The sequence below is a fragment of the Aurantimonas sp. 22II-16-19i genome, from assembly GCF_002088275.1.
Taxonomy (GTDB): domain Bacteria; phylum Pseudomonadota; class Alphaproteobacteria; order Rhizobiales; family Rhizobiaceae; genus Jiella.
The window spans coordinates 55,692-80,521 of record NZ_AQQS01000022.1 but is presented as its reverse complement, the minus strand read 5'-3'; the positions used below and the strand labels follow the sequence as shown (position 1 = coordinate 80,521).

Genomic DNA, 24,830 nt, shown 5'->3' with positions numbered 1-24,830 from the left:
GGGCGCGCAGCCGCTGCCTCAGCAGCCGTAGTCGCGCAGCATCTCGTCGTACATCGCCAGCATGCCAGCGCGATCCGGCCCATTCGCCGCGATCGCACCGGCGATCTTCGGATCGGACCCGGCGATAAGCTGCCGCTGCGCCCGGATGTCCGGGCACAGGCCGGCCGGAGCCGGCCCGCGCTCGCCTGCCCCAGCTTGCTGCTGCGAAGCCGATGTTCTGGACGCCGGTTCATCGCTGGTGGGGCGACTTTGACGGGCATGGGCCGCCGAGCGCGCTGGCAACCAGCCGACGCAGCCGCGTTGCACGGCCGTCGCGACATTGGCGGCGCAGAGTTCGTCCAGTTCCGGATGGTGCATCTCGTTCACGCCGGCCTTCTGCATGAAGGCGACGACGGCCGCACCGTCCACGCCGAGATCGTCGGCGTAGCGCCTGACGAGATCGTAGACCTCGCTGTCGTCGGCGATCGCGGCGCCATCGGCCGAGATCCGATGGAAGCCGATCTCGGGATAGGGCGAGAAGATCCGGCGATCGACGCCGCCGAGGAAAACGAGAGCGCAGGCCGAGCGGCAGTTGTCGTAAAGCTGCGTCGCCAGACCCCGCTCGCGGATGTAGTTTCCGGCCCTGGTGGCATCGCCGACGCTGCCGCCGGCCGAGCCGAGCGCGATGCGGCTGGCGGCGGGGTTCGCGTCGATCGCCGTCTTCAGTTCCGCAAAGAAGCCCTTTTCCACGTTGCCGAGGACCCGGATCTGCTCGCCGTCGACTTCGACGAGGGCGCGGCGAACGTCTTCCCGGACGGCGTCCTGCGCGGTGATGCCGAATTGCCCGACGCAGTTCAGGTTCCAGGCGCGGACGCGCTTGACGTCGGTTTCAGCGAGATAGGTGGTTGCGAGACCGGCCCAGTTGGACCGGGAATTGCCCTCGACGCCTTCGGCAAAGCCCGGTTCGTCGCCGGGCTGCGGCGGGTCCGGCTGTGCCACGAGCAGCGGCGTCAGTTGGTCCTTGCCGAGCATGATCGAAAGGATGTGGCAGGCGTGTATCTCGGCGTCGACCTCGTTCAGCGCCGTTCCCACGGAGGCGGTGCCCTTCGCCCGCATGACGTCCCAGAGCCGGCTCGCCTCCGCCTCCGCCTTTGCAATCTCGGCGTTCCACCAGGCCGGATCGTCGAAGGCGCCGGCGGGACGAGGCGAAAGGAGCATGGTCGCGCATGCGGCCAGAAGGCCTGCCGCCACCGCGACGAGGCCCCTGCGTCCCGGCCGGCCGATGCGAAGCGCCATTCGTCTTCTCCGTTCCGATCCCGCATATGCGGGGAGCGACGAAATCCCGATACCGCAAGGGAAGATCTGGATAAACCCGCTGGGCTTCCCGCCGCACTCGATCGTGATAGGACGCCTTGCGATCGTGCCGACACCGCCGGAGAATCCAAATGGACATGCGCGAACCGATCGAAACGCCCCGCACGCGCCTGCGCCGTTGGGAGGCCCGGGACGGCGCGGCGTTCCATCGCCTCAACAGCGACGAGGCGGTGATGCGGTTCTTTCCGTTTCGCCGCGACCGGGCGCAGTCGGACGCGATGATGGACGATCTCAACCGACGGGTCGATCGCGACGGCTTTTCCTTCCTTGGCCTGGAAGCTCGCGCTTCGGGTGAGGTGGTCGGGATCGTCGGCATGGCGCTGCTCGATCCGATCATGCCGTCTGCACCGGGCGTCGAGATCGGCTGGCGGCTGCTGCCGGAGGTTTGGGGCCAAGGCTATGCTACCGAGGCGGCCGAGGCCTGCCTCGACCGGGCATTTGCAGAACCGGAGCCGCTGGCCGAGATCGTCAGCTTCTGCGTCGAGAGCAACGCCGCCTCCGAGGCGGTCATGCTGCGCCTCGGCTTCTGGCGCGAGGCCGATTTCGACCACCCGAAGGTCGATCCGGCCACCCATCCGGAGCTGCTGCGCCACCGGCTCTATCGGATCTCGCGCTCGCGCTGGCTCGAAACGCGAAAGCCACCGGCCGTCTGAAGGCCCGCGCCGAATCCCCGGAGCCCATGGCCCATTCGGCGAGTGGGCAATGATCCCGGCAAGCCGGGCCCGTCCGCGTCGAACCGCCCTATTCCGCCGGCAGGATGTTTGCCGCCGGCCCGTGCACCGACACCGGAGCCTCCGTCGGCGAAATCGGCGTCGCAGCGACTGTTTCGCCCGTCAGCATCGCGAAGACCCGGTCGAGCCAGGCGGCGCTCGGATCGGCGCCGATCGCCAGCGCCCGCGCCGTCTCGCCGGGCTTCGGCACATGCGCCGCCATCGAGGCTCTCCCGCCGGCGACGTCGAAGCGCAGCCAGCCGCTCTTCGTCTCCACGATGCCCTTCATCCGGTCGATCCCGCCGGCCTTTCCGGCGACGACCTCGGCGAGGACGGCGCGGAGCGCGTCGGCATCGACCCGGCCGGAGAGCCGCCGGCTCCAGGAGGAAAGGCCGAGGCCCGGCGCGTCGTGGTGGTGGTGGGCGTGGTCGTCATGGTGGGCGTGGTCGTCGTGGTCATGATGCGCGTGATCGTCGTGGCGGTCGTGCGCATGATCGTGGTGGGCATGGGCGGTGTGGGCGTGGTGGCCGCCCTCCCCGTGGGCACCGTGTCCATGGTCGCTGTGGGCGCCGTGGTCACGGCTGGCGGGACCATGGGCGTGGGCACCGTGATCGTGGTGATGTCCGGCGTGAGCGGCGGTCGCGGAGGTTTGGCCGCCATGGGCGGCATGCGCCGCGGCGGGGTGGCCCGCCTGTCCATGGGGCGCCTGCGGCCTGGCGGCCTCTGCCCGGTGGGTCCGTTCCTGCGCCAGCTCGTCGTGCATCATGTCGCGGGTCTCGCTCTGCCAATGCGACAGGGCCAGCGCCGGGTCGAGCGTGCCGTCGACGATGCCGTAGCGGGCCGTCAGGATGGTCGCCGCGGGGTTCAGCGCGACGAGGGTTTCCCGCACGGTTTCCAGTTCACCCGGAGACACGAGGTCGGTCTTGTTGAGGATGAAGACCGGGGCGAGCTTCGCCTGGATGCGGAAATACTCCGGCATGCGGGCAAAGTCCCTCAGGAACGCGCCGGCGTCGATGACGGTGTAGAGCCGCAGCGCCTTGGTGAGCCCGGCGATCTCCGGCTCGTGCAGCACCCGCAGCAGCGAGGCGACGTCGGCGACGCCGGAGGGTTCGATCAGGACACGCTGCGGCCTGATCTTGGCCACGACCTCGCGCAGCTGCGCCGACAGATCCTTGCGCAGCGAGCAGCAGATGCAGCCGTTGGAGAGTTCGACGACGTCGGCGCCCTGCCCTTCGAGCAGCGATCCGTCGATGCCGAGCTCGCCGAAATCATTGACGAGGACGACGGTCTTCACGTTCGGGTCGGCCTCGGACAGCATGTGGCGCAGCGTCGTCGTCTTGCCGGCGCCGAGGAAGCCGACGACGATCTCGGCCTCGAAGGGCTGGCTGGTGCCGCGCGACTTCAGCGCCGGCGACCAGATGGCGCCGGACGGCATCGGCAGGACGAGCATCCAGTGCTCGAGGATCGCCAGCGCCATCAGGACGGCGAGGAAGGTGTAGCCGGCCTTCTCGAAGGCCGAGGCGCCCTCCGCCATCGCCGCGACCACGAGCAGCGCGGTGATCACCGTGGAGATGGTGACGGAGAACGGGAAGAGCATGTTCATCGAGCGCTTGTTCAGGAAGCCCTTGAGGAACTCCAGATGCTCGGGCAGGAACTCCTCGTTGAGGTTCCGGACGCCGAAGAAGACGTTGAGCTTGGCGCTCTGGTGCATCCACCACAGCACCATGAAGGTCCACATGCCGATCTGGTTCGGCGCGCCCCAGGTGAGCCAGACGACGAGCCCGGCCGCGGCGATGATCGCCAGCTCGTGATAGAGGCTGGTCTGGACGGCATGGACGAAATGGCCAAAACCCTTGCAGTTCTCGGGGCACGGCTGTTTTCGCGGGCCGGTGACGTAGCCCATGTAGAAGCTCATCTCCTGCCAGCCCCAGGCGAGCAGCCCGAAGGTGAAGGCGAGATAGGCGCCGGTGATGCTGGCGTCCTGCGCCGATGTCTGCAGCCCGATCAGCGAGATGGCGAAAATCACCGTCGCCCCGATCATCGAATATTTGAAGGTCCAGCGCGGCAGTCCGTCGAGATAGATGATCGCCACCGTCGAGGCCCACCAGACGACGAGGGCGAACAGCGCCGGGTAGAGATATTCGGTCATGGCCGGGGTCCTTTGATGGGGATGCGATTGATGTCAGGTGCTGACCTTCGCGCTTGGTCACAGCGCTTCAACGGTCGTCATCCCGGGCTTGACCCGGGATCCATTCCTCCGCCGCCGAATGGCCGCTGCGATGCGGGAAGCGCGTTTTTCCTCGATTGAGCCGTGTGAGCAGCGTCCACGATTTGGAATGGATCCCGGGTCAAGCCCGGGATGACGAGTTCAGGTTCCTGCCTCCGACCTTCAAGGTTGCTGCGGCGGGAGCCGTAGCCGGCGAACCCGGGGTCAAGCCCGGGATGACGAGTTCGGGTTCCTGCCCCTCGCCTTCGACGTTGCTGCCGCGGCTGCCGAAGCCGGGGTCAAGCCCGGAATGACGAATTCAGGTTCCTGCCCCCGGCCTTCAAAGTTGCTGCGGCGGGGGCCGAAGCCGGGGAAACCGGGGAGCAGCATCCTATCCTCACCACACCGGGACGAGCTTGCTCTCCGCCGGGATCTCGTTGCGGATGACCGGCAGGGTGTAGAGCCGGGCGAAGGCGAGCGTCGCCGCCGCCTTGCCCTTCCAGACCTTCAGCTTGCCGATGACGCCGCCCTCACGCGCCGCGGCGTCGATGTCGCGGCTGATCTTCAGGAGCCGCTCGAGCCCCGCCTTGAAGCGCGGATTGTCGATGTCGAGCATCACCGGGAAGACCTGCTTGGAGATCTCGGAGGTGATGCGGAACACCTTGAAGCCGTAGTCGGAGGGCTCGAGCCCCAACGCCTTGTGGAACTCCGGCCGCGCATGGTCGCGCACATACATCGTGGCGAAGACGGCGAGGAGGAAGAAGCGGATCCACAGCTTGTTGCGGCCCTCCAGCGTGTGCCGCTCGGCGCGCATCAGCAGCGAGAAGGCCTCGCCGTGGCGGAACTCGTCGTTGCACCACTTCTCGAACCACTTGAAGATCGGGTGGAAGCGCCGCTCCGGGTGCTGTTCCAGATGCCGGAAGATGGTGATGTAGCGGGCGTAGCCGATCTTCTCGGAGAGATAGGTGGCGTAGTAGATGAACTTCGGCTGGAAGAAGGTGTACTTCTTCTCCTTGGTCAGGAAGCCGAGATTGACGCCGATGCCGAACTCCTTCAGCGCGTCGTTGATGAAGCCGGCGTGGCGGGCCTCGTCGCGGCTCATATAGGAGAAGAGCTCGCAGATGTCGGGATTGGTGCCGCGCCGCTTCATCTCCTTGTAGAGGACGCAGCCGGAGAATTCCGCCGTCAGCGAGGAGACGAGGAAGTCGACGAACTCCTTGCGCAGGCCCTCGGGCAGATCGTCGAGGGAGATCTTGTCCCAGTTCTCGTCGCGCCGGAAATGGCCGCGGTTGGGGTCCGACTTCATCTCGGCGATCAGCGCGTCCCATTCGCGCCGGACGCCGGAGACGTCGACCTTGTCGAGCTTGTCGAAGTCGGTGGTGTAGAAGCGCGGCGTCAGCAGCGTATCCTGCTGGGCAATCTTGGTGGTCTCGTTCGGCGCTTCGGCGCGGACCGGCGCGGCGCCCGAGATTTTCGCATGCGCGTTCATAGCGTCGCCCTTTCAGAGAAGGAGAATTCGCAGAGTTCCATGAATTCGAAGTCGCCGGTCGCCCGCGTCCACTGGCGTTCCAGCCAGCCGGCCCGGCGGATCGTCGCCCGGCGCCTCAGATAGGCGGTCTCGCCATAGGGCACCTCGACGGGCGCCCCATGCACCAGCACCTCGTCGCCCGGCTCGACGGTCACACCGCCGTCGAAGCGCACATGAGCGTGCAGGCTCTCGAAGGTGTTGGAGACCTCGACAGTACAACAGACGTCCTCGGATCGTTTCCTCAACAGGCGATCGATCATTTCGCACCTCCCTTGTTTGCCGCGTCGGCGGCCGGCATCAGGCCGGCAAAGGCCTCCGCCTGCAGCTTTCCGAACGCCCTCAATTCCACCTGCTGGCGGGTCTGCGGGTCCTCGACAACCAGCCGTCCGTCGGCCTTCAGCGCCAGGACGTAGGGCCCGTCCTCGGCCGCCGCGCCCTTGCGGATCCGGTCGCGGGCGAGATTGCGCAGCACCTCGACGGCGAAGGCGCCGCTTCCCGGCCCGACCTCGATCAGCGTGGCGCGGCTCACCGCGTCGATGACGGCGGCGGAGCCGTCGTCATGCTCGGCGAGCTGCAGGTCGCGATGGGCAAGCGTCGCGATGTCCGGCGTATCGGCGAGGCCGACGCCGGTGGTGCGGCCGGTCGCGATCGCCGCGAGCGCGGCAAAGGCAAGTGCCTCGGCCGCCATCAGGATGGGCCTCGGGATCGGCTTGTCCGAATCCGGGCTGATCTTGATCGAGCCGTTGCGGATGGCGGCGGCGAGAGCGCGCATGAGCCTTTTCCTTTCCTACATCGCCGCCGGCTGGGCGCCGGTGAAGCCCGCCGCTGCGCGGGTCTCCCCGCTCGCCCGCCCGCCCTGCATCGCGGCGCGCTGGCCGCCCTGGGAGGCGACGAGGGCCTCGCAGATGACGCGCGCGGCGTCGGCCGCATCCGGAACGGCCCGCAGCATCGGCTCGGCCGCGACGAGCTTCCACGGCCGGGCATAGGGCCAGAGCTGGAAATAGGAGGGACGGCCCTTGCCGCGGATCGTCAGCGGGATGTCGCCGGAGCCGTCGGCATTGAGCTTCAGGGCGGCATGGTCGATGTCGGCGAGCGGGATGTTCAGCTGCGCCGGCAGGGCGACGCCGTAGCGCATGACCAGCCGGCGATTGGTGAGCGTGAAGCTGGTCGCGCGGGCGGTCAGGAAGGCCAGGAGCATGATCAGACCGGCGCCGATGCCGAACGCCGGCAGCAGCGTCGCGGCATCCGCGAAGCCGGCCGCCCAGGAGCCGGTGTCGTGACGCGTCGCGCCGACCTTCCACAGGGCGAAGACCAGGAACCAGACGCCGACGAGCCTCAGGCGATAGGCGCCGAGCGCCAGCCGCCACCAGTCCGGCCGACCCTGCCACAGGATCCTGTCGCTGGCCGGCAGTTCATCCGGCGTGACGAGCGGCTTGATGTCATCGAATTCGTCCATCGTGGCGCTCATGACAGGGCATCCCCGATCGGCGAGCCACCGAAGAAGGCACCGCCGGCGAAGTAGCCGTTGAGGCGGTCCTCCTCGCGCATGGTGATCTGGTCGGGGCTCGCAAGCGACGGCACCCGGGAGAACTGCGGCCGGCTCAGCGAGGAGAAGCGAACGATGCCCTGCGCCGGCTTGATGTCGCCGAAGGCGAAGGGCGCCAGGATGCGGCGCCCGCCGCTCTCGACATTCGCCTCGATCTCGAGATAGCGGGGAAAGTACTCGTGCGCGTTGATCCAGACGTCGACGATCCGGCCGATTTCGAGGCCATCGCGGGCGATCACCATCATGCCGACCGGATCGATGCCGGTCTCCTCCAGCCGATATTGCGGATGGTTGCGCATGGGCGTCAGCTTGAGCGATCCGTCGACCGTCAGGTCCGGCGTGTCGGACTTCAGCGAATAGGCGGCCGGCCCGATACCGTCGACCAGCGGGTCGCCGGCCGGCATGATCGGCGAGCCGGGAAATTCGTAGGCCGAATAGGCGTTGAGCTCGCGGGGGATTTCGCCGCGCGGCACCCTCGTCTCGCCGCCATGCATCAGCTTGAAGACCTTCGGCGACGGCATCGGCGGGAAGCCGACGACCTGCACCCGGCCGGCGGTGCCGATGGGCCGGTCGCTCTCCAGCGGATAGCCTTCCCGCTTGTCCTCGCCGCGCAGGTAGTAGACCAGCCCGAGGAAGAACAGGAAGAAGAGGATGACGAGCAGCAGAGGAATATCCAGCTGCTCCGTGAATGAATATCCTGGCAAGACACGCACTCCCTTGGGCTTTGGCGACTAGTTGGGCAGATCGGCGAGGCCGAAGCGTGCCGGTGGTTCGGCCCGCGGCTCGATGCGCCGCGGCTTGACGAGCGGACCGAGGCTGGCGAGCGCCCCGAAGACGAGAACGATTTCGACGAGATAGACGACGGAATAGCCGCTGGCGGGGCCCTGGAACGCGGCGCCGAGCCAGCCGGCATCGGCAAGCCCCATGACCGCGTCCCGGATGAAGCCGCCGACGGCGACGGCGAGGCCCAGCGCCACCGCCTGGACGGCGCTCCAGGCGCCCAGCGCCAGGCCGCCCCGGCCGGTGCCGACCATCCCCATCGCGGCGATCAGCATCGACACGGCGAACAGTCCGCTGCCGAACCCGATCATCGCGGTGCCGGCCGAGAACACGACGACCGAGCCGAAGGGCGCCGCCATGATCACCGCGGCAAAGCCCGGCAGGCCGAGCATCAGCCCGATGCCGGCGACGACATAGGGGTTGCCGCCGCGGCCCATGAGGCGGGCGGACAGGAAGTAGCCGCCGAGACTGCCCATGGCGAACAGCGCCGTCAGCAGCGTCGTCGCGCCCACCGCCATGTGGAGGACGGAGCCGCCATAGGGCTCGAGGAGGACGTCCTGCATGCCGAAGGCGGCGGTGCCGATGGCAAGCGCCACGAGCAGCCGGTCGAGGCCCTTCTGCTGGCGCAGCGCCTTCAGCGCCGCGCGGAACGGCTCCTTCGCCTGATTTCCAGGCTGGATGTCCCGGCGCCGCGGCTCCTGCTTCCAGATGGCGATGCAGGTCAAGGTGATGGTGAGAAGCGCCGAGCCCTGCAGGACCTGGATGAGGCGGAAGGTCGAGAAGTCCGACAGGAGCCGCCCGATCACGATCGCCCCGAGCACCATCCCGACGAGCAGCATCGTGTAGAGCATGGCGACGACGCGCGGGCGCTTCTCGGCGGGCGCGAGGTCGGTGGCGAGTGCGAGGCCCGCTGTCTGCACCGTGTGGAGCCCGAGCCCGACCATCAGGAAGGCGAGCGTCATCCCCGCCTCGCCGTAGACGACCTTGCCGGCCTGCCCTTCCGAGATCAACAGCAGCGCGAACGGCATCACGGCGAGCCCGCCGAACTGGATCAGCGCGCCGAACCAGATGTAGGGAACCCGCCGCCAGCCGAGATAGGAGCGGTGGGTATCCGACTTGTGGCCGATCAGGGCGCGGGCGGGCGCTGCGACCAGCGGCAGCGCCATGGCGACGGCGATGATCGACACGGGGATGCCGAGCTCGATCGCCATCACCCGGTTGAGCGTGCCGCCGAGCAGCACCATGGTGATGCCGACCGAGACCTGGAACAGCGAAAGCCGGAAAAGCCGGAGAAGCGGCAGATCCCGCGACGCCGCGTCGGCGAAGGGCATGATCGACATGATGAAGCGGCTCATCTGCGCCCGCGCCGCCGCCTCGCGCGCCGACATTGGGGCCCTGCCCACCGCAGCCAGATCCGGCCGGTTTCGCCGCAGGAGCCTCATGACCTGACGAGCTCCATGCCGTGGCTCTTGTAGAAGCCGCTGGTCACGCGGCGCTCGTGCTCCATGCTCCAGCCGGCGAGGCCCGGATGGCTCTCCAGGCGATCGCCGAAGCGATCGGTCGCGACCGGCACGATCGCCGGCGCCCGGTCGGCGCGCGGAAACAGCCGGCCCGCGCGGTGCATCACGGTGAGCATCGGGGTCTTCGGCGCGACGGTGAAGGCGATCGAGCGGTCGGTCCGGGCCGCGAGGGTCGCGAGAGCGGCGGCGGCATCGGCCGGCTCGTAGTGAATGAGCGAGTCCATCAGGACGACATGGTCGAAGCGGCCGTGAGAGGACGCCAGCATGTCGCCGGCCTCGAAGCGCGTGGCATGGCCAAAGCCGGCGGCCCTGGCGAGATCGGCGGCATGGGCAATCAATGTCGGCGAAAGATCGATACCGACGACGGTCGCACCGCGCGCCGCGAGCGCAATCGCCAGCGCCCCGGTGCCGCAACCAGCGTCGAGGACCCTCGCGCCGGTGAGATCGGCCGGCATGAGCGACAGGAGAAAGGACCGCATCTCCTCGCGCCCCGCCCGGACGCTCGCCCGGATGCGGCCGAGCGGGGCGTCGGAGGTGAGCTTCTTCCAGGCATCGGCGGCGGTGCGATCGAAATAGGTCTCGATCTCGCCGCGCCGGATCTCGTAGGGGACAGTGTCGCTCATCGGCCGCCTCACTCGAAGCCGAGGAAGTCGAAGATGTCGCGGTCCTTCATGGACTTGCCGTCCATGGGGGCGACACCGGCATAGAGGGTGGCGGCGAGCCGCAGATACTCGTCCTGAACCGCCTTCACCTCGGGGGAATCGCCCATCTCGAAGAGCGTCGCCTTCTTCAGCCGGCTCTTGCGGATGGCGTCGAGATCGGGGAAATGCGCGATCCGCTGGAGCCCGGTCGCGGCGTTGAACCGGTCGATCTCGTCGGTACCGGCGGAGCGGTTGGCGATGACGCCTCCCAGCCTCACGTCGTAGTTCTTGGCCTTGGCCTGGATCGCCGCGACGATGCGGTTCATGGCGAAGATCGAATCGAAGTCGTTGGCGGTGACGACCAGCGCCCGGTCGGCATGCTGGAGGGGCGCCGCGAAGCCGCCGCAGACGACGTCGCCGAGGACGTCGAAGATGACGACGTCAGTGTCTTCGAGGAGATGATGCTCCTTCAGGAGCTTGACCGTCTGGCCGACGACGTAGCCGCCGCAGCCGGTGCCGGCGGGCGGGCCGCCCGCCTCGACGCACATGACGCCGTTGTAGCCCTCGAAGACGAAGTCCTCCGGCTGCAGTTCCTCGGCGTGGAAGTCGACGGTTTCGAGCACGTCGATCACCGTCGGCTGCAGGCGCTTGGTGAGGGTGAAGGTCGAATCGTGCTTGGGGTCGCAGCCGATCTGCAGCACGCGCTTGCCGAGCTTGGAGAAGGCGACGGAGAGGTTCGACGACGTCGTCGACTTGCCGATGCCGCCCTTGCCGTAGACGGCGAACACCAGGGCGCCGTCGATCTTCGGCCCGGTGTTCATCTTCACCTGGACGGAGCCCTCGCCGTCCTCCTTGCGATAGACGGTGCGCGGCAGCGGGAGAGTGGTCTTGAGCCCGGTCATGCGGCGGCGACCTCCTTGTGTGTGATGCCTTCGAGCCGGTCCTCGAGATCGGCGCCGGCGTCGCGCAGCGCTTCGAGATCGGCTGCGTCGGGTTTCCAGTAATGGCGTTCCTCGGCCTCGATCAGCCGGTCGGCCATGCGGGCCGAGGCGGTCGGATTGAGGCTGGCGAGCCGCTCCCGCATCACGGGATCGAGCACGAAGGTTTCGGCGAGGCGCTTGTAGACCCAGGGTGAGACCTGCCCGGTCGTCGCCGACCAGCCGAGGGTGTTGGTGACGTGGGTCTCGATCTGGCGCACGCCCTCGTAGCCATGGGCGAGCATCGCCTCGATCCATTTCGGATTGAGCATCCGGGTGCGGGCCTCGAGAGCGACCTGCTCTTCCAGCGTGCGCACCTTGCCCTCGCCTCTCGTCTGGTCGCCGATATAGACCGGCACCTTCTCGCCGCGCGCTTCCGAGGCGGCCCGGCTGATCCCGCCGAGCGTGTCGAAATAGTGGTCGATGGTGGTGACGCCGAGCTCGACGGATTCGAGGTTCTGATAGGTCATCTCGACCTTGGCGAAGCTCGCCTTCAGGAGCGCCGCCTGTTCGCCGGTGCGACCCCTGCGATCGACGGCGAAGCACTTGCGCCGGGTGTAGGCGGCGGCGAGCTCGCCCTCGCTTTCCCAGGCGCCCGAATCGACGAGCAGATTGACGTTCGAGCCATAGGCGCCGTCGGCATTGGAGAAGACCCGCAGCGTCGCCGTCTCGAAGTCGCAGCCGGTTTCCTCGACATAGGCGAGCGCGTGCTTGCGGACGAAGTTCATCGCCTCGGGTTCGTCCGCGGAGGCCGCGAGGAATGCGGCTTCGGCGAGGAGCTTCGATTGCAGCGGCAGCAGGTCGCGGAAGATGCCCGACAGGGTGACGAGGACGTCGATGCGCGGCCGCCCGAGTGTTTCGAGCGGCACGAGGTCTGCCCCCGCGAGCCGCCCGAAGCCGTCGAAGCGCGGCACGGTTCCCATCAGCGCCAGGGCCTGGGCGAGCGGGCCGCCCTCGCTCTTCAGATTGTCGGCGCCCCACAGAACGATGGCGATCGTTTCCGGCAGGGCATGACCGCTCGCGGCATGGCGGGCGAGCATGCGATCGGCCTGGCGCCTGCCGTCGGCGACGGCGAAGGCGCTGGGAATGCGGAACGGATCGAAACCGTGGATGTTGCGGCCGGTCGGTACGATCTGCGGGGTCCGCAGGAGATCGCCGCCGGCCACCGGCCGGATGAAGCGACCGTCGAGCGCCCGCAGGAGCGCCGGCAGTTCGAAGTCCTGGCGCAGATCGCGCTCCAGCTTGATGAGGGCCGACACCTGGTCGTCGCGGTCGGCGTTCTGGCCCGCCTGAAGAGCGACCGCGGCTTTCAGGGCGATGCCGTCGTCGCCGGCCACGAGGGCGGCGATCGCCTCGCAGCCCGGATCCATGCCGAGCGAGACTTCCGCGGCGGCACTGATCAGGTCGGCGCGCTCGGCCTCGGACACAGGCTCGCCGACGACGTGCAGGCCGTGCGGGATCAGTGTCGCCTCGATCTCCAGAACCGTCCGGCGAAGCTCCGCGACATCCACGGCCACCGGCATGTCGTCGGCCGGCTCGGCGCACAGGTCGAGTTCGGCCGCCTGGGCGGCAATCGTCGCCTCGAGGTTGCGGCGCTCCTCGGCGGCGTCCGGCGCCGTGCCGCGCCAGCGCTCGATCGAGGCCTTCAGATCGGCGAGGCCGCGATACAGCCCGGCATGGGCGACCGGCGGCGTCAGATAGGAGACCAGCGTCGCGGCGGCGCGGCGCTTGGCGATGGTGCCCTCGGACGGGTTGTTGGCCGCATAGAGATCGATGTTCGGCAGATCCTGGATCAGCCGGTCCGGCCAGCAGTCGCCGGACAGTCCGACCTGCTTGCCGGGCATGAATTCCAGCGCGCCATGGGTGCCGAAATGCAGCACCGCATCGGCGCCGAAATCCTCGCGAAGCCACCGATAATAGGCCGAGAAGGCGTGGGTCGGGGCAAAGCCCTTCTCGAACAGGAGCCGCATCGGATCGCCCTCGTAACCGAAGGCCGGCTGGATGCCGATGAAGACGTTGCCGCAGCGCACGCCGAGGACGAAGATCGTCGAGCCGTCCGACTGCTGCTTGCCGGGCGCCGGCCCCCACTCAGCTTCGATCTCGGCGAGATGGGTCTCGCGGCGCACGTGATCCTCCGCCGGGATGCGGACATGGACGTTGGCCGGAGCGCCGAAGCGCGTGGCATTGCCGTTGAGGATCGACTCGCGCAGCGCCTCGACGCTGTCCGGCATGTCGACCGTGTAGCCGTCGGCCTTGAGCGCCTTCAGAGTGTTGAACATCGAGGCGAAGACCGCGAGATAGGCGGCCGTGCCGACGCTGCCGGCATTGGGCGGGAAATTGAAGATCGTCAGCGCGATCCTGCGCTCGGACTTGGCCCGCCGCCGAAGGGCGATGAGCCGGGCCACGCGCCGCGCCAGCATCGCGGCGCGCTCCAGCGAAACCGTCATCTCGCGGTGGCCGTCGCCGCGCGGCATTGCGGGACGGCCGCCGAACAGCATCGGCCCCGTGGCACCGTCGATCTCCGGGATTGCCACCATGATCGTCGATTCGACCGGCGTCAGGCCGCCGGAGGACAGCCGCCACTCGTCGAGCGACTGGAACTCGACCGCCTGGGCGCCGACATAGGGAACGTCGAGTTCGGCCAGCACGTCTTCGGCCGCCTTGGCGTCGTTATAGGCCGGCCCGCCGACCAGCGAGAAGCCGGTGAGCGACACCAGCGCGTCGATCACCGGCTTTCCGTCCCGCTTGAAATAGGCCTCGATGGCAGGGCGCGAATCGAGCCCGCTGGCGAAGGCGGGAATGACCTTGAGGCCCCGCGCCTCCATCGCCGAAATGACGCCGTCATAGTGGCCGGCATCGCCGGAAAGCACATAGGACCGCATCACGAGGAGGCCGACCGTGCCGGCCTCGCCGCCGGTCTTCGGCAGGCTCTGGGCCCGTTCGGCGATGCGGTCGCGCATCCTCGGGTGATAGAGGCCGACATCCGGATAGACGAAGGGGTCGGCGGGCCTGAGATTGGCCTTCAGCGCGGCACGCGGACCGGTGGCGTAGCGCTGCACCAGGAGCCGGATCATGTTGGCGATGTTCTCTTCCGAGCCCGCCAGCCAGTATTGCAGCATGAGGAAGTAGGCGCGCACGTCCTGTGCCGTGCCGGGAATGTAGCGCAGGATCTTGGGCAGCCGCCGCAGCATCGACATCTGGCGGGCGCCAGAGGTCTCGCTCTTCGCCTTCTTGCCGCCGCCGCGCAGGCGTTTGAGCAGCGCCAGGGCACCGGTGGGCTCACCGCTCATGTCGAATTTGCCGAGCCGCGTCAGCTTGACGATCTCCGAGCCGCACATTGCGCCGACGAAGGCGTCGCAATCGTTGCGCCGGGCCCGCAGCGCCGGCAGCACCGGCAGGATGTGGTTTTCCAGGAAGAGCATGCCGGCAAAGACGATGTCGGCCGTCTCGATGTCCTCGATGCAGCGGGTGAGATGGACCGGATCGCGCTCCCAAGTCCGTCGCGGCATGGACGGCGATCTGCAGGCCCGGCAGCTCGTCGCGGAGCCGATGCCGCGCTGCGGCGACCGCCCCGGCGACGTGTCCGTCGAGGCTGATCAGGACGACGCGAACGGGAATGTCCCGGGCGCGCGCCTGTGCCGTGTCAGCGGCTGAAATGGGCTTTTGCATCATAGAGCGTCTCCACGGTGATCTCCGAAAGACCCCGCTCTGCGGCGAATTTTTCGGTGTTGCGACGGGCTTTGCCGCGCACGAAAAAGGGTATCTTCTTGAGTTCGGCTTCGGCCTCCGAGCGCCAGCCATGCGTTGTGATGGGGATGGTCGGGGACACGGTGGCGGTCGTGTCGGGGACCGTGACCGGCTCGGCGGCGATCCGCGCGCCGGAACCCAGATGCGAGGGCTTCGCCTCGTCGTTGAATTCGAAGTCGTCGCGGAACATGCCGAGGAGATGCTCCTCGAGGCCCATGACCAGCGGATGGACCCATGAGTCCCAGAGGACGTTGGCGCCCTCGAAGCCCATCTGCGGCGAGTATCGCGCCGGATAGTCCTGGACGTGGACGGGGGCGGAGATCACGGCGCAGGCGACGCCGAGCCGCTTGGCGATGTGGCGCTCCATCTGGGTGCCGAGGACGAGCTCCGGCTGGGCCGCCGCGATCGCCTGTTCGACGTCGAGATAGTCGTCGCAGATCAGCGGCTCGACGCCGTATGTCTCGGCGGCCGCGCGGATGTCGCGGGCAAATTCGCGGGAATAGGTGCCGAGACCGCAGAGGGTGAAGCCGAATTCCTCGGTGGCTACCCGGGCGGCGGCGAGCGCGTGGGTGGCGTCGCCGAAGACGAAGACGCGCTTGCCGGTCAGATAGCTGGAGTCGACCGAGCGGGAGAACCAGGGAAGGTTCGAGGCTGGTCCGGCCGCAGCCTCCGCCGCTTCCTCCGGCAGCCCGGCGAGCCGGCGGACCTCGGCGACGAAGTCCGTCGTCGCGCCATGGCCGATCGGCACGATGGTGGTGAATTCCTGGCCGTATGTGCGCTTCAGCCACTTGGCCGCGACGCCGGCGATCTCGGGATAGAGGACGACGTTGAAGTCGGCCTCGCCGAGCCGGGCGACATCGGCGGGAGACGCGCCGAGCGGCGCGACGACGGCGACGTCGATGCCGATCTCGCCGAGCAGCTTGCGGATCTCGGCGACGTCGTCGCGGTGGCGGAAGCCCAGCGCCGTGGGGCCGAGGATGTTGCAGCTGGGGCGGCCGGCCCGACTGCGGTTCGCCAGTTCGTCCACACACTCCGGAAGGCTGTGAGGGGGGTGGCCACGCGCCGACCTGTCGTCGTCGGTGCGCTTATCTTCCGCCCCCGCCAGCGTCCGGACCACCTGATAGAACGTCTCCGCCGCGCCCCAGTTCTCCTTGCGCTGATAGGAGGGCAGTTCCAGCGGGATCACCGGGACCGGCAGGTTCGACGCCTTGGCGAGGCCGGCGGGATCGTCCTGGATCAGCTCGGCGGTGCAGGAGGCGCCGACCAGCATCGCCTGCGGCCGGAAGCGCTCATAGGCATCCTTCAGCGTCCGCTGGAACAGGGCGGCGGTGTCGGTGCCGAGATCACGGGCCTCGAAGGTCGTGTAGGTCACCGGCGGGCGCTTGTCGCGGCGCTCGATCATGGTGAAGAGGAGGTCGGCATAGGTGTCGCCCTGGGGCGCATGGAGGACGTAGTGGACGCCCTCCATGGCGGTGGCGACGCGCATCGCGCCGATGTGTGGGGGGCCCTCATAGGTCCAGACGGTGAGTTGCATGGCCGCCTCCCCCTAAACTCTCAGCCGCGTCTTGCGGTCGAGCGGGCGGGCGAAGAGGGCGGCGAGGTCGCCGGCCTGTTCGTAGCCCTGGATCGGAGTGAAGAGCAGCTCGATCGACCATTTGGTCGTCAGCCCCTCGGCCTCCAGCGGATTGGCGAGGCCGAGGCCGCACACCGAGATGTCCGGCCGCGCGGCGCGGGCGCGGTCCAGCTGGCGGTCGACGTCCTGGCCCTCGGACAGCTGCGCGTCCTCGGGCAGCAGCGCCAGTTCCTCGGCGAGATGCTGGCGGTGGAGATAGGGCGTGCCGACTTCGGTCAGCCGCATGCCGAGTTCGCGCGAGAGCATCCGGGCGAGCGGGATCTCCAGCTGCGAATCCGGGAAGAAGAAGATCGAGCGGCCGGAGAGTTCGGCGTGGTACGGCTCCAGCGCGCGCCTCGCCCGCGCCTCGGCCGCGGCCGTCGCGGCGCGGAAACGCATCGGGTCGATGGCGAAGGCCTCCGCTGCCGCTTTCAGCCAGAGCGTCGTGCCCTCGGCGCCGAGCGGGAACGGCGCGGCGACGCGGCGCGCGCCCCGCTCTTCCAGAACCCGCGCGGTTTCGCCGAGGAAGGGCTGGGCGAGGAGATAGAGCGTCGACGGCCCGACCGGCGGCAGGTCGCGGGCCCGGCGCGGCGGCAGAAAACGGACGTCGTCGATCCCCATCGCGGCAAACAGGCGGGCGAACTGATCCTCGACGACGTCGGCGAGCGCCCCCACGACGAGGAGCTGCGGCGTCTCGGCCCGGCTTTCGGCAAGCTGCGGCACGAGGGCGGCGAGGCAGTTGTCCTCGCCTTGCGTGAAGGTCGTCTCGATGCCCGAGCCGGAATAGTTGAGGATCCGCACGTCCGGCGAATAGCGTTCGGACAGCCGCGCGGCGGCGCGCGACAGATCGAGCTTGATCACCTCCGAGGGACAGGAGCCGACGAGGAACAGCATCTTGATGTCCGGCCGCCGCTCGATCAGCCGCGACACGGCCTTGTCCAGCTCGTCGTTGGCGTCGGCGAGGCCGGCGAGATCGCGCTCTTCCATGACAGCCGTGGCAAAACGCGGCTCGGCGAAGATCATGACGCCCGCGGCCGACTGGATGAGATGGGCGCAGGTCCTGGAGCCGACGACGAGGAAGAACGCGTCCTGGATCTTGCGATGCAGCCAGACGATGCCGGTGAGCCCGCAGAACACCTCGCGCTGGCCGCGCTCGCGCAGCACCGGCCGCTCGGCGCAGCCTTGCGCCGGCACGGCTGGACCTGGCAGGGCGGGACGGAGGATCGCGCCGGTCATGCCGGCACCTCGGCGCGCATCGGCGCGCCCTGACCGCCCGAGCCGCCCTGCAGCCGCGCCGCCCGAAGCTTCAGGACGAACTGGGCGGCATTGACGGCGTAGGCGGCATAGCCGGCGAGCGCCACGGCGAACTGTTCGCCGGCGGTGCCGATGCCGGCGACGAGCATGACGAGATAGGCCGTGTGAAGGGCGATCACGCCCATGGACACGACGTCCTCCCAGAAGAAGGCCGGCGCGAAGAGCCAGCGGCCGAAGACCACCTTCTCCCAGATCGAGCCGGTGACCATGATGGCGTAGAGCGCAAAGGTCTTGACGACGACCGAGGCCGCCGCGGCCGCGTATCCGGAGCCGGTCGACAGATAGGCGAGGACGAGGGTCAGGGAGACCAGGCAGATCAGGAACTGCAGCGGCGCGAGGATGCCCTGGACGAGGGTCCACACGGTGCGGTCCCGCCTTGCCCGCTCGGCCGGCGTGTAGAGTGGCCGCCGGCTTTCGGCAGGGGCGGTCCTCTTCGGCGATGGGAAATCAATCGATGCCATGGGACGAAGTGTGAAGCCGGCTGTCCCAATGTGTCAAGTGAAATTGACGTCTTCGATTTTTTACAGTTCCATCCCCGGCAGTCGGATTGCATTCTCGCGCAGTTTGGAGGAAGCTTAATGAACAACAATCGCCAGATATGGGCGACTGCCGTATTCCCGGGGGTTTGGGGCTGCAGCAAGTCGTGGCGGACCTTCGGGAGGGGCTCTACATGCCAAGCATCCCCCACGTTGCTGAGTTGTACAGCCGCTCATTCTCGGAGCCGCCGGACGGCCCTGAGCTGTCAAGAAGAGTTGACGCTTGCGACGAACGCGAGTGGAAGAAGCGTCTTTCGGAAACGATCATGTCGAGGGTGATCCCCTCGCTCTATGCGGCCCACCGCGACGAGACCGCCGGCAACCAGAACAGCCGGGGCGGCGTCGATCGGTGGCGCCACGTGGAGGCCGAGCGCTTCCTCGGACTGGTTCTGTCGGACGCGCCGCAGGCCCAGTGGCAGCATCTTCTGGGGCTCCGCGCGGCGGGGATGGAGCTGGAAACGCTGCTGCTGGAGATCATGGCGCCGACCGTCCGAGAACTCGGCGAGATGTGGCTGAACGACCGGATGAGCTTCATCGAGGTCTCGACGAAATCGGCGCGCCTGCAGCACATGATCCGGTCGCTCGGCCGCTCGGACTCCTTCGTGCTGCAGGATGGCCGCGCGAGCGTCCTCCTGGCGACGGTTCCCGGCGAGCAGCACACCTTCGGCCTGTTCATCCTGGCCGAACTGTTTCTCGCCGCCGGCTGGAGCGTCGCCCTGGAGGCCAATGCGTCGCTGGACTCGCTCTGCAGCCTGGTCGACCAGCGACCCTTCGACCTCATCGGCCTCAGCGTCGGCAGCGAGCGCTTCCTGGCGCCCGTCGGCGAGCAGGTGGCGGCGCTCCGGCAGGCCTCGCGGGTGCACAACAGCCAAATCTTTCTCGGCGGGTGGGCTTTCACCGGTGGCGGACAAACGCTAGAGGACTATGGAGCCGACCTGATCGCGATAGATGGGCGCAGCGCCGTCGAAACAGCAGAGACCCTGCTGATCGAGCGTTAGACGACCACGACCGGCAGGTTCGATTTCAACCCCGGGGGGGCGGCAAGAGATAGGCGCACCGAGGATGGAACATCCGAGCACTGGCCGGCAATTCTCCGATCCGAGCCGTTCCTTCGCAAATCTCGAAGCTGCGATGGTCGCGACCATGGTCACGGCCGCGACGGACGTCGCCTTGCTCCTGGACGATTCGGGTACGATCGCCGACATCGCGATTCGCGAGCCGGACCTCTTCGGCGACATCGAGAAGGGCTGGATCGGCAAGAAGTTCGTCGACGTGGTGAGCAGCGAAAGCCGGCAGAAGGTCGAGCGGATGCTCTCCGAGCAGCCCGACCGGGATTCTCCTGCGCGGCGCGAGATCAACCATCCGATGCCGCATGGTGCGGACCTGCCGATCGGCTATTCGTTGATGCCGCTGACCAAGCACGGCATGCGGCTGGCGCTCGGCCGCGATCTGCGGACCATGGCATCGCTGCAGCAGAACCTCATCGAGACCCAGCTGGCGCTGGAGACCGACTATGCGCGGCTGCGCAGCACCGAGACCCAGTACCGGGTGCTGTTCGACACGGCGCTCGAGCCGATCATTCTCGTGGATGCCGGCACCGGCCGGATCATCGACGCGAACCTCGCCGCGCGCCAGCGCTTCGAGACCGACGGCAAGCGGATCGCCGGTGCCGGTCTCGCGGCGCTGTTCGGGCCGGCGAACCAGGGCGCCGTGGACGCACTCATCGCCGCGGCTCGCAATTCGGGTGAGTCGGAGACGGCCAGCGTCACGTTGCCAAGCGAGGACAAGGCCGTGCCCGTCGCGGCCCGCTTCTATCGCCAGCACGGCAGCAGCCGGATCATCCTGCGGTTTTCGGCGGGAAGCCTCGTCGACCGGGACGGGATCGAGCGCGACCTCGTCGCCCAGCTGAGCCACAGCCTGCCCGACGGCATCGCCGTCGTCGGTCCCGACGGCCTCGTCCAGGACGTCAACGAGAGCTTTCTCGACGTCACCGAACTCGCCAGCCGCAACCAGGTGGTCGGTCGGCCGCTGGGCGACTTCCTCGGCCGCCGCGGGGTGGAACTCGCCATCCTGATGAAGGCGATCGATGCCGAAGGGTTCGTGCGCAATTTCTCGACCCACCTCAACAGCCGCTATGGCGGCGTCGTCGAGGTGGAGGTCAGCGGCTCGGCGATCACCAAGAACGACCAGCGCTTCTACGGCTTCTCCATCCGCGAGGCGACGCGCACCCCGCCCCGCCCGGCACCCTCCGAGCCGTTCCGCTCCGCCCACGACATGACCGGCCTCGTCGGCCGCGTCCCCTTGCGCGAGATCGTCCGGGAAACCGCCGACATCATCGAGCAGCTCTGCATCGAGGCGGCCCTCGACCTGACCCGCAACAACCGGGCCTCGGCCGCCGAGATGCTCGGGCTCAGCCGCCAGAGCCTCTATTCGAAGCTCCGCCGGCACGGCATTTCAGGCAATTTCTCGGAAAGCGACGAGACGCACTGACGCCTCGCGTCGGCTGTCTCCAATGAGACCGAGCGGCTCGCCTTGAAGGCGCGGGCGATCCGCCGGTTGGCATCGGGATGTTGATCAAGATTGATTGACGCGGGAGTGTCAATTCCGATTGACACTTTCCGGCCTGCCGCATAGCCTTCCGGGCATGAGCCGATTGATTGCAGATTCCGCGTCACTGGCGCGTCCGAGCGTTTCGGCCGGGATCGAACTCCTGAAGCCGATCACCTGGTTTGCGCCGATGTGGGCCTTCGGCTGCGGCGCGATCTCGGCGCGCTCCGCGGGTTCGGCCGACCAGGCCGGCTTCTGGCTCGTCCTTGCCGGGGTGATCCTGGCCGGACCGCTGCTCTGCGGCGCCAGCCAGGTGGTCAACGACTGGTGCGACCGCCATGTCGACGCGATCAACGAGCCGCAGCGGCCGATCCCGTCCGGCCGCATGCCGGGCCGTTCGGCGCTCTATCTCGCCATCGTCTGGACTGCGCTGTCGCTGGCCGTCGGCTTCGCCCTCGGGCCCTGGGTCGGCATCGCCGCCGCCCTCGGCTGCGTCCTGTCCTGGGCCTACAGCGCGCCGCCGCTGCGCCTCAAGCGCAACGGCTGGTGGGGCAACGCCGCCGTCGCCTTTTCCTATGAGGGGCTGGCCTGGTTCACCGGGGCGGCGGTCGTCGCCGGCGGCCTGCCCGACGCGCGGATCATCTTCGTCGCCTATCTCTACAGCATCGGCGCCCACGGCATCATGACGCTGAACGACTTCAAGGCGATCGAGGGCGACCGCGCCCTCGGCGTGCGCAGCCTGCCGGTCCAGTACGGGATCCGGCCCGCCGCGCTGATCGCCTGCGCCGTCATGGTGATGCCGCAGGCGGTGGTGGCGTTGCTGCTGCCGGCCTGGGGCGCGCCGTGGCACGGGCTCGCGGTGGCAGGCCTGATCGGCTTCCAGATCGTCCTGATGCGCCGGTTCATGGCCGATCCGCGCGGCAAGGCGCCGTGGTACAACGCCACCGGAACCAGCCTCTATGTCCTCGGCATGATGATCGCCGCCTTCGCGCTCGCCGGCATCAATGGAGGCTGAGGCATGATCAGGCACGCCCGCAGCCGGATGTCGCCGGGGATCGCCTCCGGGAGCGTCCGCGAGACCTCGGCCCCGCGGGTGCAGGCGGCGCCGGACGGGCCGGTCTTCCTGAAGGCCTCGAAGCGGCCGGCGGTGCCGGTGACCTCCGACCGGCCGGCGGTGCCGGCAAGTGGCGGCGGCCTGACCTGGCTGCAGATCGTCCGGCTCGCCCTCGTCCAGACCGCCCTCGGTGCCATGGTCGTCCTCACCACCTCGACGATGAACCGGGTGATGGTGGTCGAACTCGCCCTCCCCGCCATCGTGCCCGGCGCCCTCGTCGCCATCCACTACGCCCTGCAGATGCTGCGCCCGGCCTTCGGGCACGGATCGGACGGCGGCAGGCGGCGCACGCCCTTCATCGTCGGCGGCATGGCCGTGCTCGGCCTCGGCGCGGTCGGGGCCGCGGCGGCGACGGCGCTGATGTCGACGTCGCCGACCGCGGGCATCCTGGCCGCAATGCTCGCCTTCGTCCTCATCGGGGCGGGGGTCGGGGCGGCCGGAACCAATCTCCTCACCCTCGTCGCCACCCAAGTCGCCCCGCATCGCCGCGGCCCGGCGGCGACGCTGATCTGGATCATGATGATCGCGGGCTTCGCCGTGACGACCGGTCTCGCCGGGCAGTTCCTCGATCCCTATTCGCCCGCCCGGCTGGTGGCGGTGACCGCCACCGTCTGCGCCATCGCCTTCCTCGTCAGCCTCCTCGCCGTCGCCGGCGTCGAGACCTCGGGCTCGGGCGGCACGGCGAAGACGCCCGAGGCGGCGGCGAAGCCGGCCTTCCGGGTGGCGCTCGCGGAAATCTGGGCCGAGGCCGAGACGCGGCGCTTCACCATCTTGATTTTCGTGTCGATGCTGGCCTACAGCGCCCAGGACCTGGTGCTGGAGCCCTTCGCCGGCCTGGTCTTCGCCATGACGCCCGGCGAGACCACCGCCCTCTCCAGCGCCCAGCATGGCGGCACGGTGCTCGGCATGGTGCTGGTCGCACTCGCGGCGCCGCTCCTCGCCCGCCGCCTCCCCGGCATCCTGACGGGGCTCTGCGTCGCCGGCTGTCTCGGCTCGGCCCTGGCGCTGGGCCTCCTTGCGACCTCGGGCTTCCTGCCGGGACTCGTCGCCCTGACGCCGCTGGTCTTTGCCCTCGGCCTTTGCAACGGGGTCTTCGCCGTCGCCGCCATCGCCCGGATGATGGGCCTTGCCCGCGAGGGCGCCAAGGGACGCGAGGGCGTGCGGATGGGCGTCTGGGGCGCCTCGCAGGCGATCGCCTTCGGCCTCGGCGGCTTTCTCGGCACGGTGGCGGTCGATCTCACCGGCCAGATCCTCGGCCAGAACCTCGGCGGGGGCGGCAGCGCCTACGCCTTCGTCTTCGGCGCCGAGGCGCTGCTCTTCATCCTCTCGGCGCGGCTCGCCCTGCGTGCCGTGACCCGGCCTTCGGCGCCGCCCGCATCCTCGCGGCGAGAGCCGGGGCCCTCCTCCAGCGACGTGGTGCCGGCATGACGGATGCAAGACGCGACATGGCCTTCTTCGACGTGGTCGTGGTCGGCGGCGGCCCTGCCGGCGCGACGGCCGCCGAACATCTGGCGAGGGCCGGCCACACGGTGGCGCTCATCGACCGGGCGGGCCGCATCAAGCCCTGCGGCGGGGCGATCCCGCCGCGCCTGGTGCGGGACTTTGCCATCGCACCGGACCTCCTCGTCGCCCGCATCGCCAGCGCCCAGATGGTCGCGCCGTCGCAAAAGCGCGTGCCGATGCCCATCGACAACGGCTATGTCGGCATGGTCGACCGGGAGCATTTCGACGAATGGCTGCGCGAGCGGGCGGCGGCGGCCGGGGCGACGCGCCTGACCGGCCGCTTCACCGCGATCGAGCGCGACGGCGGGCGGACCATGGTTCGCTACCAGCCTTGCGGCGCGGATGAAACGGGCGGCGGAGAGAGGCTGATCGCGACCCGCCTCGTCGTCGGCGCCGACGGCGCGCGCTCGGCCGTCGGCCGCCAGGCGATCAAGGGCGCCGACAAGGTGCCCTGCGTCTTCGCCTATCACGAGATCGTCCGGGCGAAGCCCGCCGCAGAGGGCGCCGACTACGACCCGGTGCGCTGCGACGTCTACTATCAGGGCCGCATCTCGCCGGACTTCTACGGCTGGGTGTTCCCCCATGGCGAGACCGCCTCGATCGGAACCGGCAGCGCGATCAAGGGCTACGGCCTGCGCCCGGCGGTGGAGCGGCTGCGGGCCGCGGCGGGGCTCGCCGGCGCCGAGACGCTGCGCCGGGAGGGCGCGCCGATCCCGATGAAGCCGCTGAAGCGCTGGGACAACCGCCGCGACGTGATCCTCGCCGGCGATGCCGCGGGCGTCGTTGCCCCGGCCTCCGGCGAGGGCATCTATTATGCCATGGTCAGCGCCGTGATGGTCGCCGAAGCCGCGACGGCATTCCTCGCCACCGGCAACGTCAAGGCCCTCGCGACGGCGCGAAAAGCCTTCATGCGCGAGCATGGCCGGGTGTTCTGGATCCTCGGGATCATGCAGACCTTCTGGTACCGCTCCGACAAGCAGCGGGAGCGCTTCGTCTCGATCTGCCGCGACAAGGACGTGCAGCGCCTGACCTGGGAATCCTACATGAACAAGAAGCTGAGCCGCCGCGATCCGGCAGCGCACATGCGGATCTTCTTCAAGGATCTCGCCCATCTGTTCCGGCTGGTCTCGCCCTGACGCAATCCACGCGGAGGATCGGTGGTCGGTCCGGTCGGGAGAGACCTGTCAGCCGGGACC

The 24,830-nt window shown here is 68.7% G+C and carries 20 protein-coding genes and 1 pseudogene; 7 read left to right on the top strand and 14 right to left on the bottom strand.

What is annotated here, in order from left to right; genetic code table 11:
- Nucleotides 1-18 precede the first annotated feature (18 nt).
- On the bottom strand, nucleotides 19-1,275 hold the full coding sequence (locus ATO4_RS17135) for a hypothetical protein (RefSeq protein ID WP_083592753.1): 1,257 nt from the start codon (nucleotides 1,273-1,275) through the stop codon (nucleotides 19-21).
- 149 nt (nucleotides 1,276-1,424) lie between these two features.
- Here ATO4_RS17135 and ATO4_RS17130 point away from each other — a divergent pair, with 149 nt between their 5' ends.
- The gene (locus tag ATO4_RS17130) at nucleotides 1,425-2,006 is read left to right on the top strand and encodes a GNAT family N-acetyltransferase (RefSeq protein ID WP_245308794.1); all 582 of its coding nucleotides are present in this window, start codon (nucleotides 1,425-1,427) and stop codon (nucleotides 2,004-2,006) included.
- Between the two features lie 88 nt (nucleotides 2,007-2,094).
- Here ATO4_RS17130 and puhE read toward each other — a convergent pair whose 3' ends face one another.
- From puhE to ATO4_RS17075, 10 genes and pseudogenes are all read right to left on the bottom strand, one after another.
- Nucleotides 2,095-4,212 (bottom strand): putative photosynthetic complex assembly protein PuhE, encoded by a 2,118-nt coding sequence (gene puhE, locus ATO4_RS28735; RefSeq protein ID WP_139802517.1) that lies wholly within the window; start codon nucleotides 4,210-4,212, stop codon nucleotides 2,095-2,097.
- 454 nt (nucleotides 4,213-4,666) lie between these two features.
- Nucleotides 4,667-5,758 (bottom strand): magnesium-protoporphyrin IX monomethyl ester (oxidative) cyclase, encoded by a 1,092-nt coding sequence (gene acsF, locus ATO4_RS17115; protein ID WP_083592752.1) that lies wholly within the window; start codon nucleotides 5,756-5,758, stop codon nucleotides 4,667-4,669.
- Entirely contained in the window at nucleotides 5,755-6,057 is a 303-nt protein-coding gene (locus ATO4_RS17110; protein ID WP_083592751.1) for a hypothetical protein, read from the bottom strand. The genes acsF and ATO4_RS17110 overlap by 4 nt, the downstream gene beginning before the upstream one ends.
- Nucleotides 6,054-6,569: a photosynthetic complex assembly protein PuhC gene (gene puhC, locus ATO4_RS17105; RefSeq protein WP_083592750.1), complete on the bottom strand. Its 516-nt coding sequence runs from the start codon at nucleotides 6,567-6,569 to the stop codon at nucleotides 6,054-6,056. Before puhC ends, ATO4_RS17110 begins: the two co-directional genes overlap by 4 nt.
- 15 nt (nucleotides 6,570-6,584) lie before the next feature.
- Nucleotides 6,585-7,265, bottom strand: coding sequence for a photosynthetic complex putative assembly protein PuhB (gene puhB, locus ATO4_RS17100; RefSeq protein WP_083592749.1), 681 nt, complete (start codon nucleotides 7,263-7,265; stop codon nucleotides 6,585-6,587).
- The gene (gene puhA, locus ATO4_RS17095) at nucleotides 7,262-8,047 is read right to left on the bottom strand and encodes a photosynthetic reaction center subunit H (RefSeq protein ID WP_176223040.1); all 786 of its coding nucleotides are present in this window, start codon (nucleotides 8,045-8,047) and stop codon (nucleotides 7,262-7,264) included. Before puhA ends, puhB begins: the two co-directional genes overlap by 4 nt.
- 27 nt (nucleotides 8,048-8,074) lie before the next feature.
- Nucleotides 8,075-9,511 (bottom strand): BCD family MFS transporter, encoded by a 1,437-nt coding sequence (locus ATO4_RS17090; RefSeq protein WP_083592747.1) that lies wholly within the window; start codon nucleotides 9,509-9,511, stop codon nucleotides 8,075-8,077.
- Nucleotides 9,512-9,561: 50 nt separating this feature from the next.
- Nucleotides 9,562-10,266: a magnesium protoporphyrin IX methyltransferase gene (bchM, locus tag ATO4_RS17085; protein WP_083592746.1), complete on the bottom strand. Its 705-nt coding sequence runs from the start codon at nucleotides 10,264-10,266 to the stop codon at nucleotides 9,562-9,564.
- 8 nt (nucleotides 10,267-10,274) lie between these two features.
- Nucleotides 10,275-11,186, bottom strand: coding sequence for a ferredoxin:protochlorophyllide reductase (ATP-dependent) iron-sulfur ATP-binding protein (gene bchL, locus ATO4_RS17080; protein WP_083592745.1), 912 nt, complete (start codon nucleotides 11,184-11,186; stop codon nucleotides 10,275-10,277).
- Nucleotides 11,183-14,795 (bottom strand): annotated as a pseudogene (locus ATO4_RS17075) (magnesium chelatase subunit H). Before ATO4_RS17075 ends, bchL begins: the two are co-directional and overlap by 4 nt.
- On the opposite strand from ATO4_RS17075, the gene ATO4_RS28455 reads away from it, so the two are divergent.
- The gene (locus ATO4_RS28455) at nucleotides 14,769-14,915 is read left to right on the top strand and encodes a hypothetical protein (RefSeq protein WP_245308799.1); all 147 of its coding nucleotides are present in this window, start codon (nucleotides 14,769-14,771) and stop codon (nucleotides 14,913-14,915) included. The pseudogene ATO4_RS17075 and the gene ATO4_RS28455 overlap by 27 nt on opposite strands.
- On the opposite strand, the gene bchB is transcribed toward ATO4_RS28455, so the two are convergent.
- From bchB to bchF, 3 genes are read right to left on the bottom strand one after another with little or no spacing between them, the layout of a single operon-like run.
- Nucleotides 14,905-16,542 (bottom strand): ferredoxin:protochlorophyllide reductase (ATP-dependent) subunit B, encoded by a 1,638-nt coding sequence (bchB, locus tag ATO4_RS17070; protein ID WP_083592744.1) that lies wholly within the window; start codon nucleotides 16,540-16,542, stop codon nucleotides 14,905-14,907. The two genes, ATO4_RS28455 and bchB, sit on opposite strands and share 11 nt — an antisense overlap.
- A 12-nt stretch (nucleotides 16,543-16,554) precedes the next feature.
- The gene (locus ATO4_RS17065) at nucleotides 16,555-17,856 is read right to left on the bottom strand and encodes a ferredoxin:protochlorophyllide reductase (ATP-dependent) subunit N (protein ID WP_083592743.1); all 1,302 of its coding nucleotides are present in this window, start codon (nucleotides 17,854-17,856) and stop codon (nucleotides 16,555-16,557) included.
- Nucleotides 17,853-18,395 (bottom strand): 2-vinyl bacteriochlorophyllide hydratase, encoded by a 543-nt coding sequence (gene bchF / locus ATO4_RS17060; RefSeq protein WP_083592742.1) that lies wholly within the window; start codon nucleotides 18,393-18,395, stop codon nucleotides 17,853-17,855. The genes ATO4_RS17065 and bchF overlap by 4 nt, the downstream gene beginning before the upstream one ends.
- 341 nt (nucleotides 18,396-18,736) lie before the next feature.
- Between bchF and ATO4_RS17055 the strand changes: the two genes are divergently transcribed.
- From ATO4_RS17055 to ATO4_RS17035, 5 genes are all read left to right on the top strand, one after another.
- A complete protein-coding gene (locus ATO4_RS17055) occupies nucleotides 18,737-19,468 on the top strand; it encodes a cobalamin B12-binding domain-containing protein (protein ID WP_210191090.1) in 732 nt (243 codons plus the stop codon).
- Nucleotides 19,469-19,601: 133 nt separating this feature from the next.
- On the top strand, nucleotides 19,602-20,960 hold the full coding sequence (ppsR, locus tag ATO4_RS17050) for a transcriptional regulator PpsR (RefSeq protein ID WP_176223039.1): 1,359 nt from the start codon (nucleotides 19,602-19,604) through the stop codon (nucleotides 20,958-20,960).
- Nucleotides 20,961-21,114: 154 nt separating this feature from the next.
- Nucleotides 21,115-22,032, top strand: a complete 918-nt coding sequence (gene chlG / locus ATO4_RS17045) for a chlorophyll synthase ChlG (protein WP_139802515.1) — start codon at nucleotides 21,115-21,117, stop codon at nucleotides 22,030-22,032.
- A gap of 3 nt (nucleotides 22,033-22,035) precedes the next feature.
- Complete coding sequence (locus ATO4_RS17040; RefSeq protein WP_245308793.1) at nucleotides 22,036-23,559, top strand: BCD family MFS transporter; 1,524 nt, start codon at nucleotides 22,036-22,038, stop codon at nucleotides 23,557-23,559.
- A gap of 17 nt (nucleotides 23,560-23,576) precedes the next feature.
- The gene (locus ATO4_RS17035; RefSeq protein WP_083592739.1) at nucleotides 23,577-24,770 is read left to right on the top strand and encodes a geranylgeranyl diphosphate reductase; all 1,194 of its coding nucleotides are present in this window, start codon (nucleotides 23,577-23,579) and stop codon (nucleotides 24,768-24,770) included.
- Nucleotides 24,771-24,830: the final 60 nt, after the last annotated feature.

Coding starts and splice junctions, on each gene's coding strand:
- ppsR (WP_176223039.1), top strand. CDS start 19,602: ATGGTCGCGACCATGGTCACGGCCGCGACGGACGTCGCCTTGCTCCTG.
- bchF (WP_083592742.1), bottom strand. CDS start 18,395: ATGGCATCGATTGATTTCCCATCGCCGAAGAGGACCGCCCCTGCCGAA.
- bchL (WP_083592745.1), bottom strand. CDS start 11,186: ATGACCGGGCTCAAGACCACTCTCCCGCTGCCGCGCACCGTCTATCGC.
- ATO4_RS17065 (WP_083592743.1), bottom strand. CDS start 17,856: ATGACCGGCGCGATCCTCCGTCCCGCCCTGCCAGGTCCAGCCGTGCCG.
- puhB (WP_083592749.1), bottom strand. CDS start 7,265: ATGAGCGCCACGATGGACGAATTCGATGACATCAAGCCGCTCGTCACG.
- ATO4_RS17090 (WP_083592747.1), bottom strand. CDS start 9,511: ATGTCGGCGCGCGAGGCGGCGGCGCGGGCGCAGATGAGCCGCTTCATC.
- puhE (WP_139802517.1), bottom strand. CDS start 4,212: ATGACCGAATATCTCTACCCGGCGCTGTTCGCCCTCGTCGTCTGGTGG.
- puhC (WP_083592750.1), bottom strand. CDS start 6,569: ATGCGCGCTCTCGCCGCCGCCATCCGCAACGGCTCGATCAAGATCAGC.
- ATO4_RS17130 (WP_245308794.1), top strand. CDS start 1,425: ATGGACATGCGCGAACCGATCGAAACGCCCCGCACGCGCCTGCGCCGT.
- acsF (WP_083592752.1), bottom strand. CDS start 5,758: ATGAACGCGCATGCGAAAATCTCGGGCGCCGCGCCGGTCCGCGCCGAA.
- ATO4_RS17055 (WP_210191090.1), top strand. CDS start 18,737: ATGTCGAGGGTGATCCCCTCGCTCTATGCGGCCCACCGCGACGAGACC.
- bchB (WP_083592744.1), bottom strand. CDS start 16,542: ATGCAACTCACCGTCTGGACCTATGAGGGCCCCCCACACATCGGCGCG.
- ATO4_RS17035 (WP_083592739.1), top strand. CDS start 23,577: ATGGCCTTCTTCGACGTGGTCGTGGTCGGCGGCGGCCCTGCCGGCGCG.
- ATO4_RS17110 (WP_083592751.1), bottom strand. CDS start 6,057: ATGATCGATCGCCTGTTGAGGAAACGATCCGAGGACGTCTGTTGTACT.
- ATO4_RS28455 (WP_245308799.1), top strand. CDS start 14,769: ATGGACGGCGATCTGCAGGCCCGGCAGCTCGTCGCGGAGCCGATGCCG.
- ATO4_RS17040 (WP_245308793.1), top strand. CDS start 22,036: ATGATCAGGCACGCCCGCAGCCGGATGTCGCCGGGGATCGCCTCCGGG.
- bchM (WP_083592746.1), bottom strand. CDS start 10,266: ATGAGCGACACTGTCCCCTACGAGATCCGGCGCGGCGAGATCGAGACC.
- chlG (WP_139802515.1), top strand. CDS start 21,115: ATGAGCCGATTGATTGCAGATTCCGCGTCACTGGCGCGTCCGAGCGTT.
- ATO4_RS17135 (WP_083592753.1), bottom strand. CDS start 1,275: ATGGCGCTTCGCATCGGCCGGCCGGGACGCAGGGGCCTCGTCGCGGTG.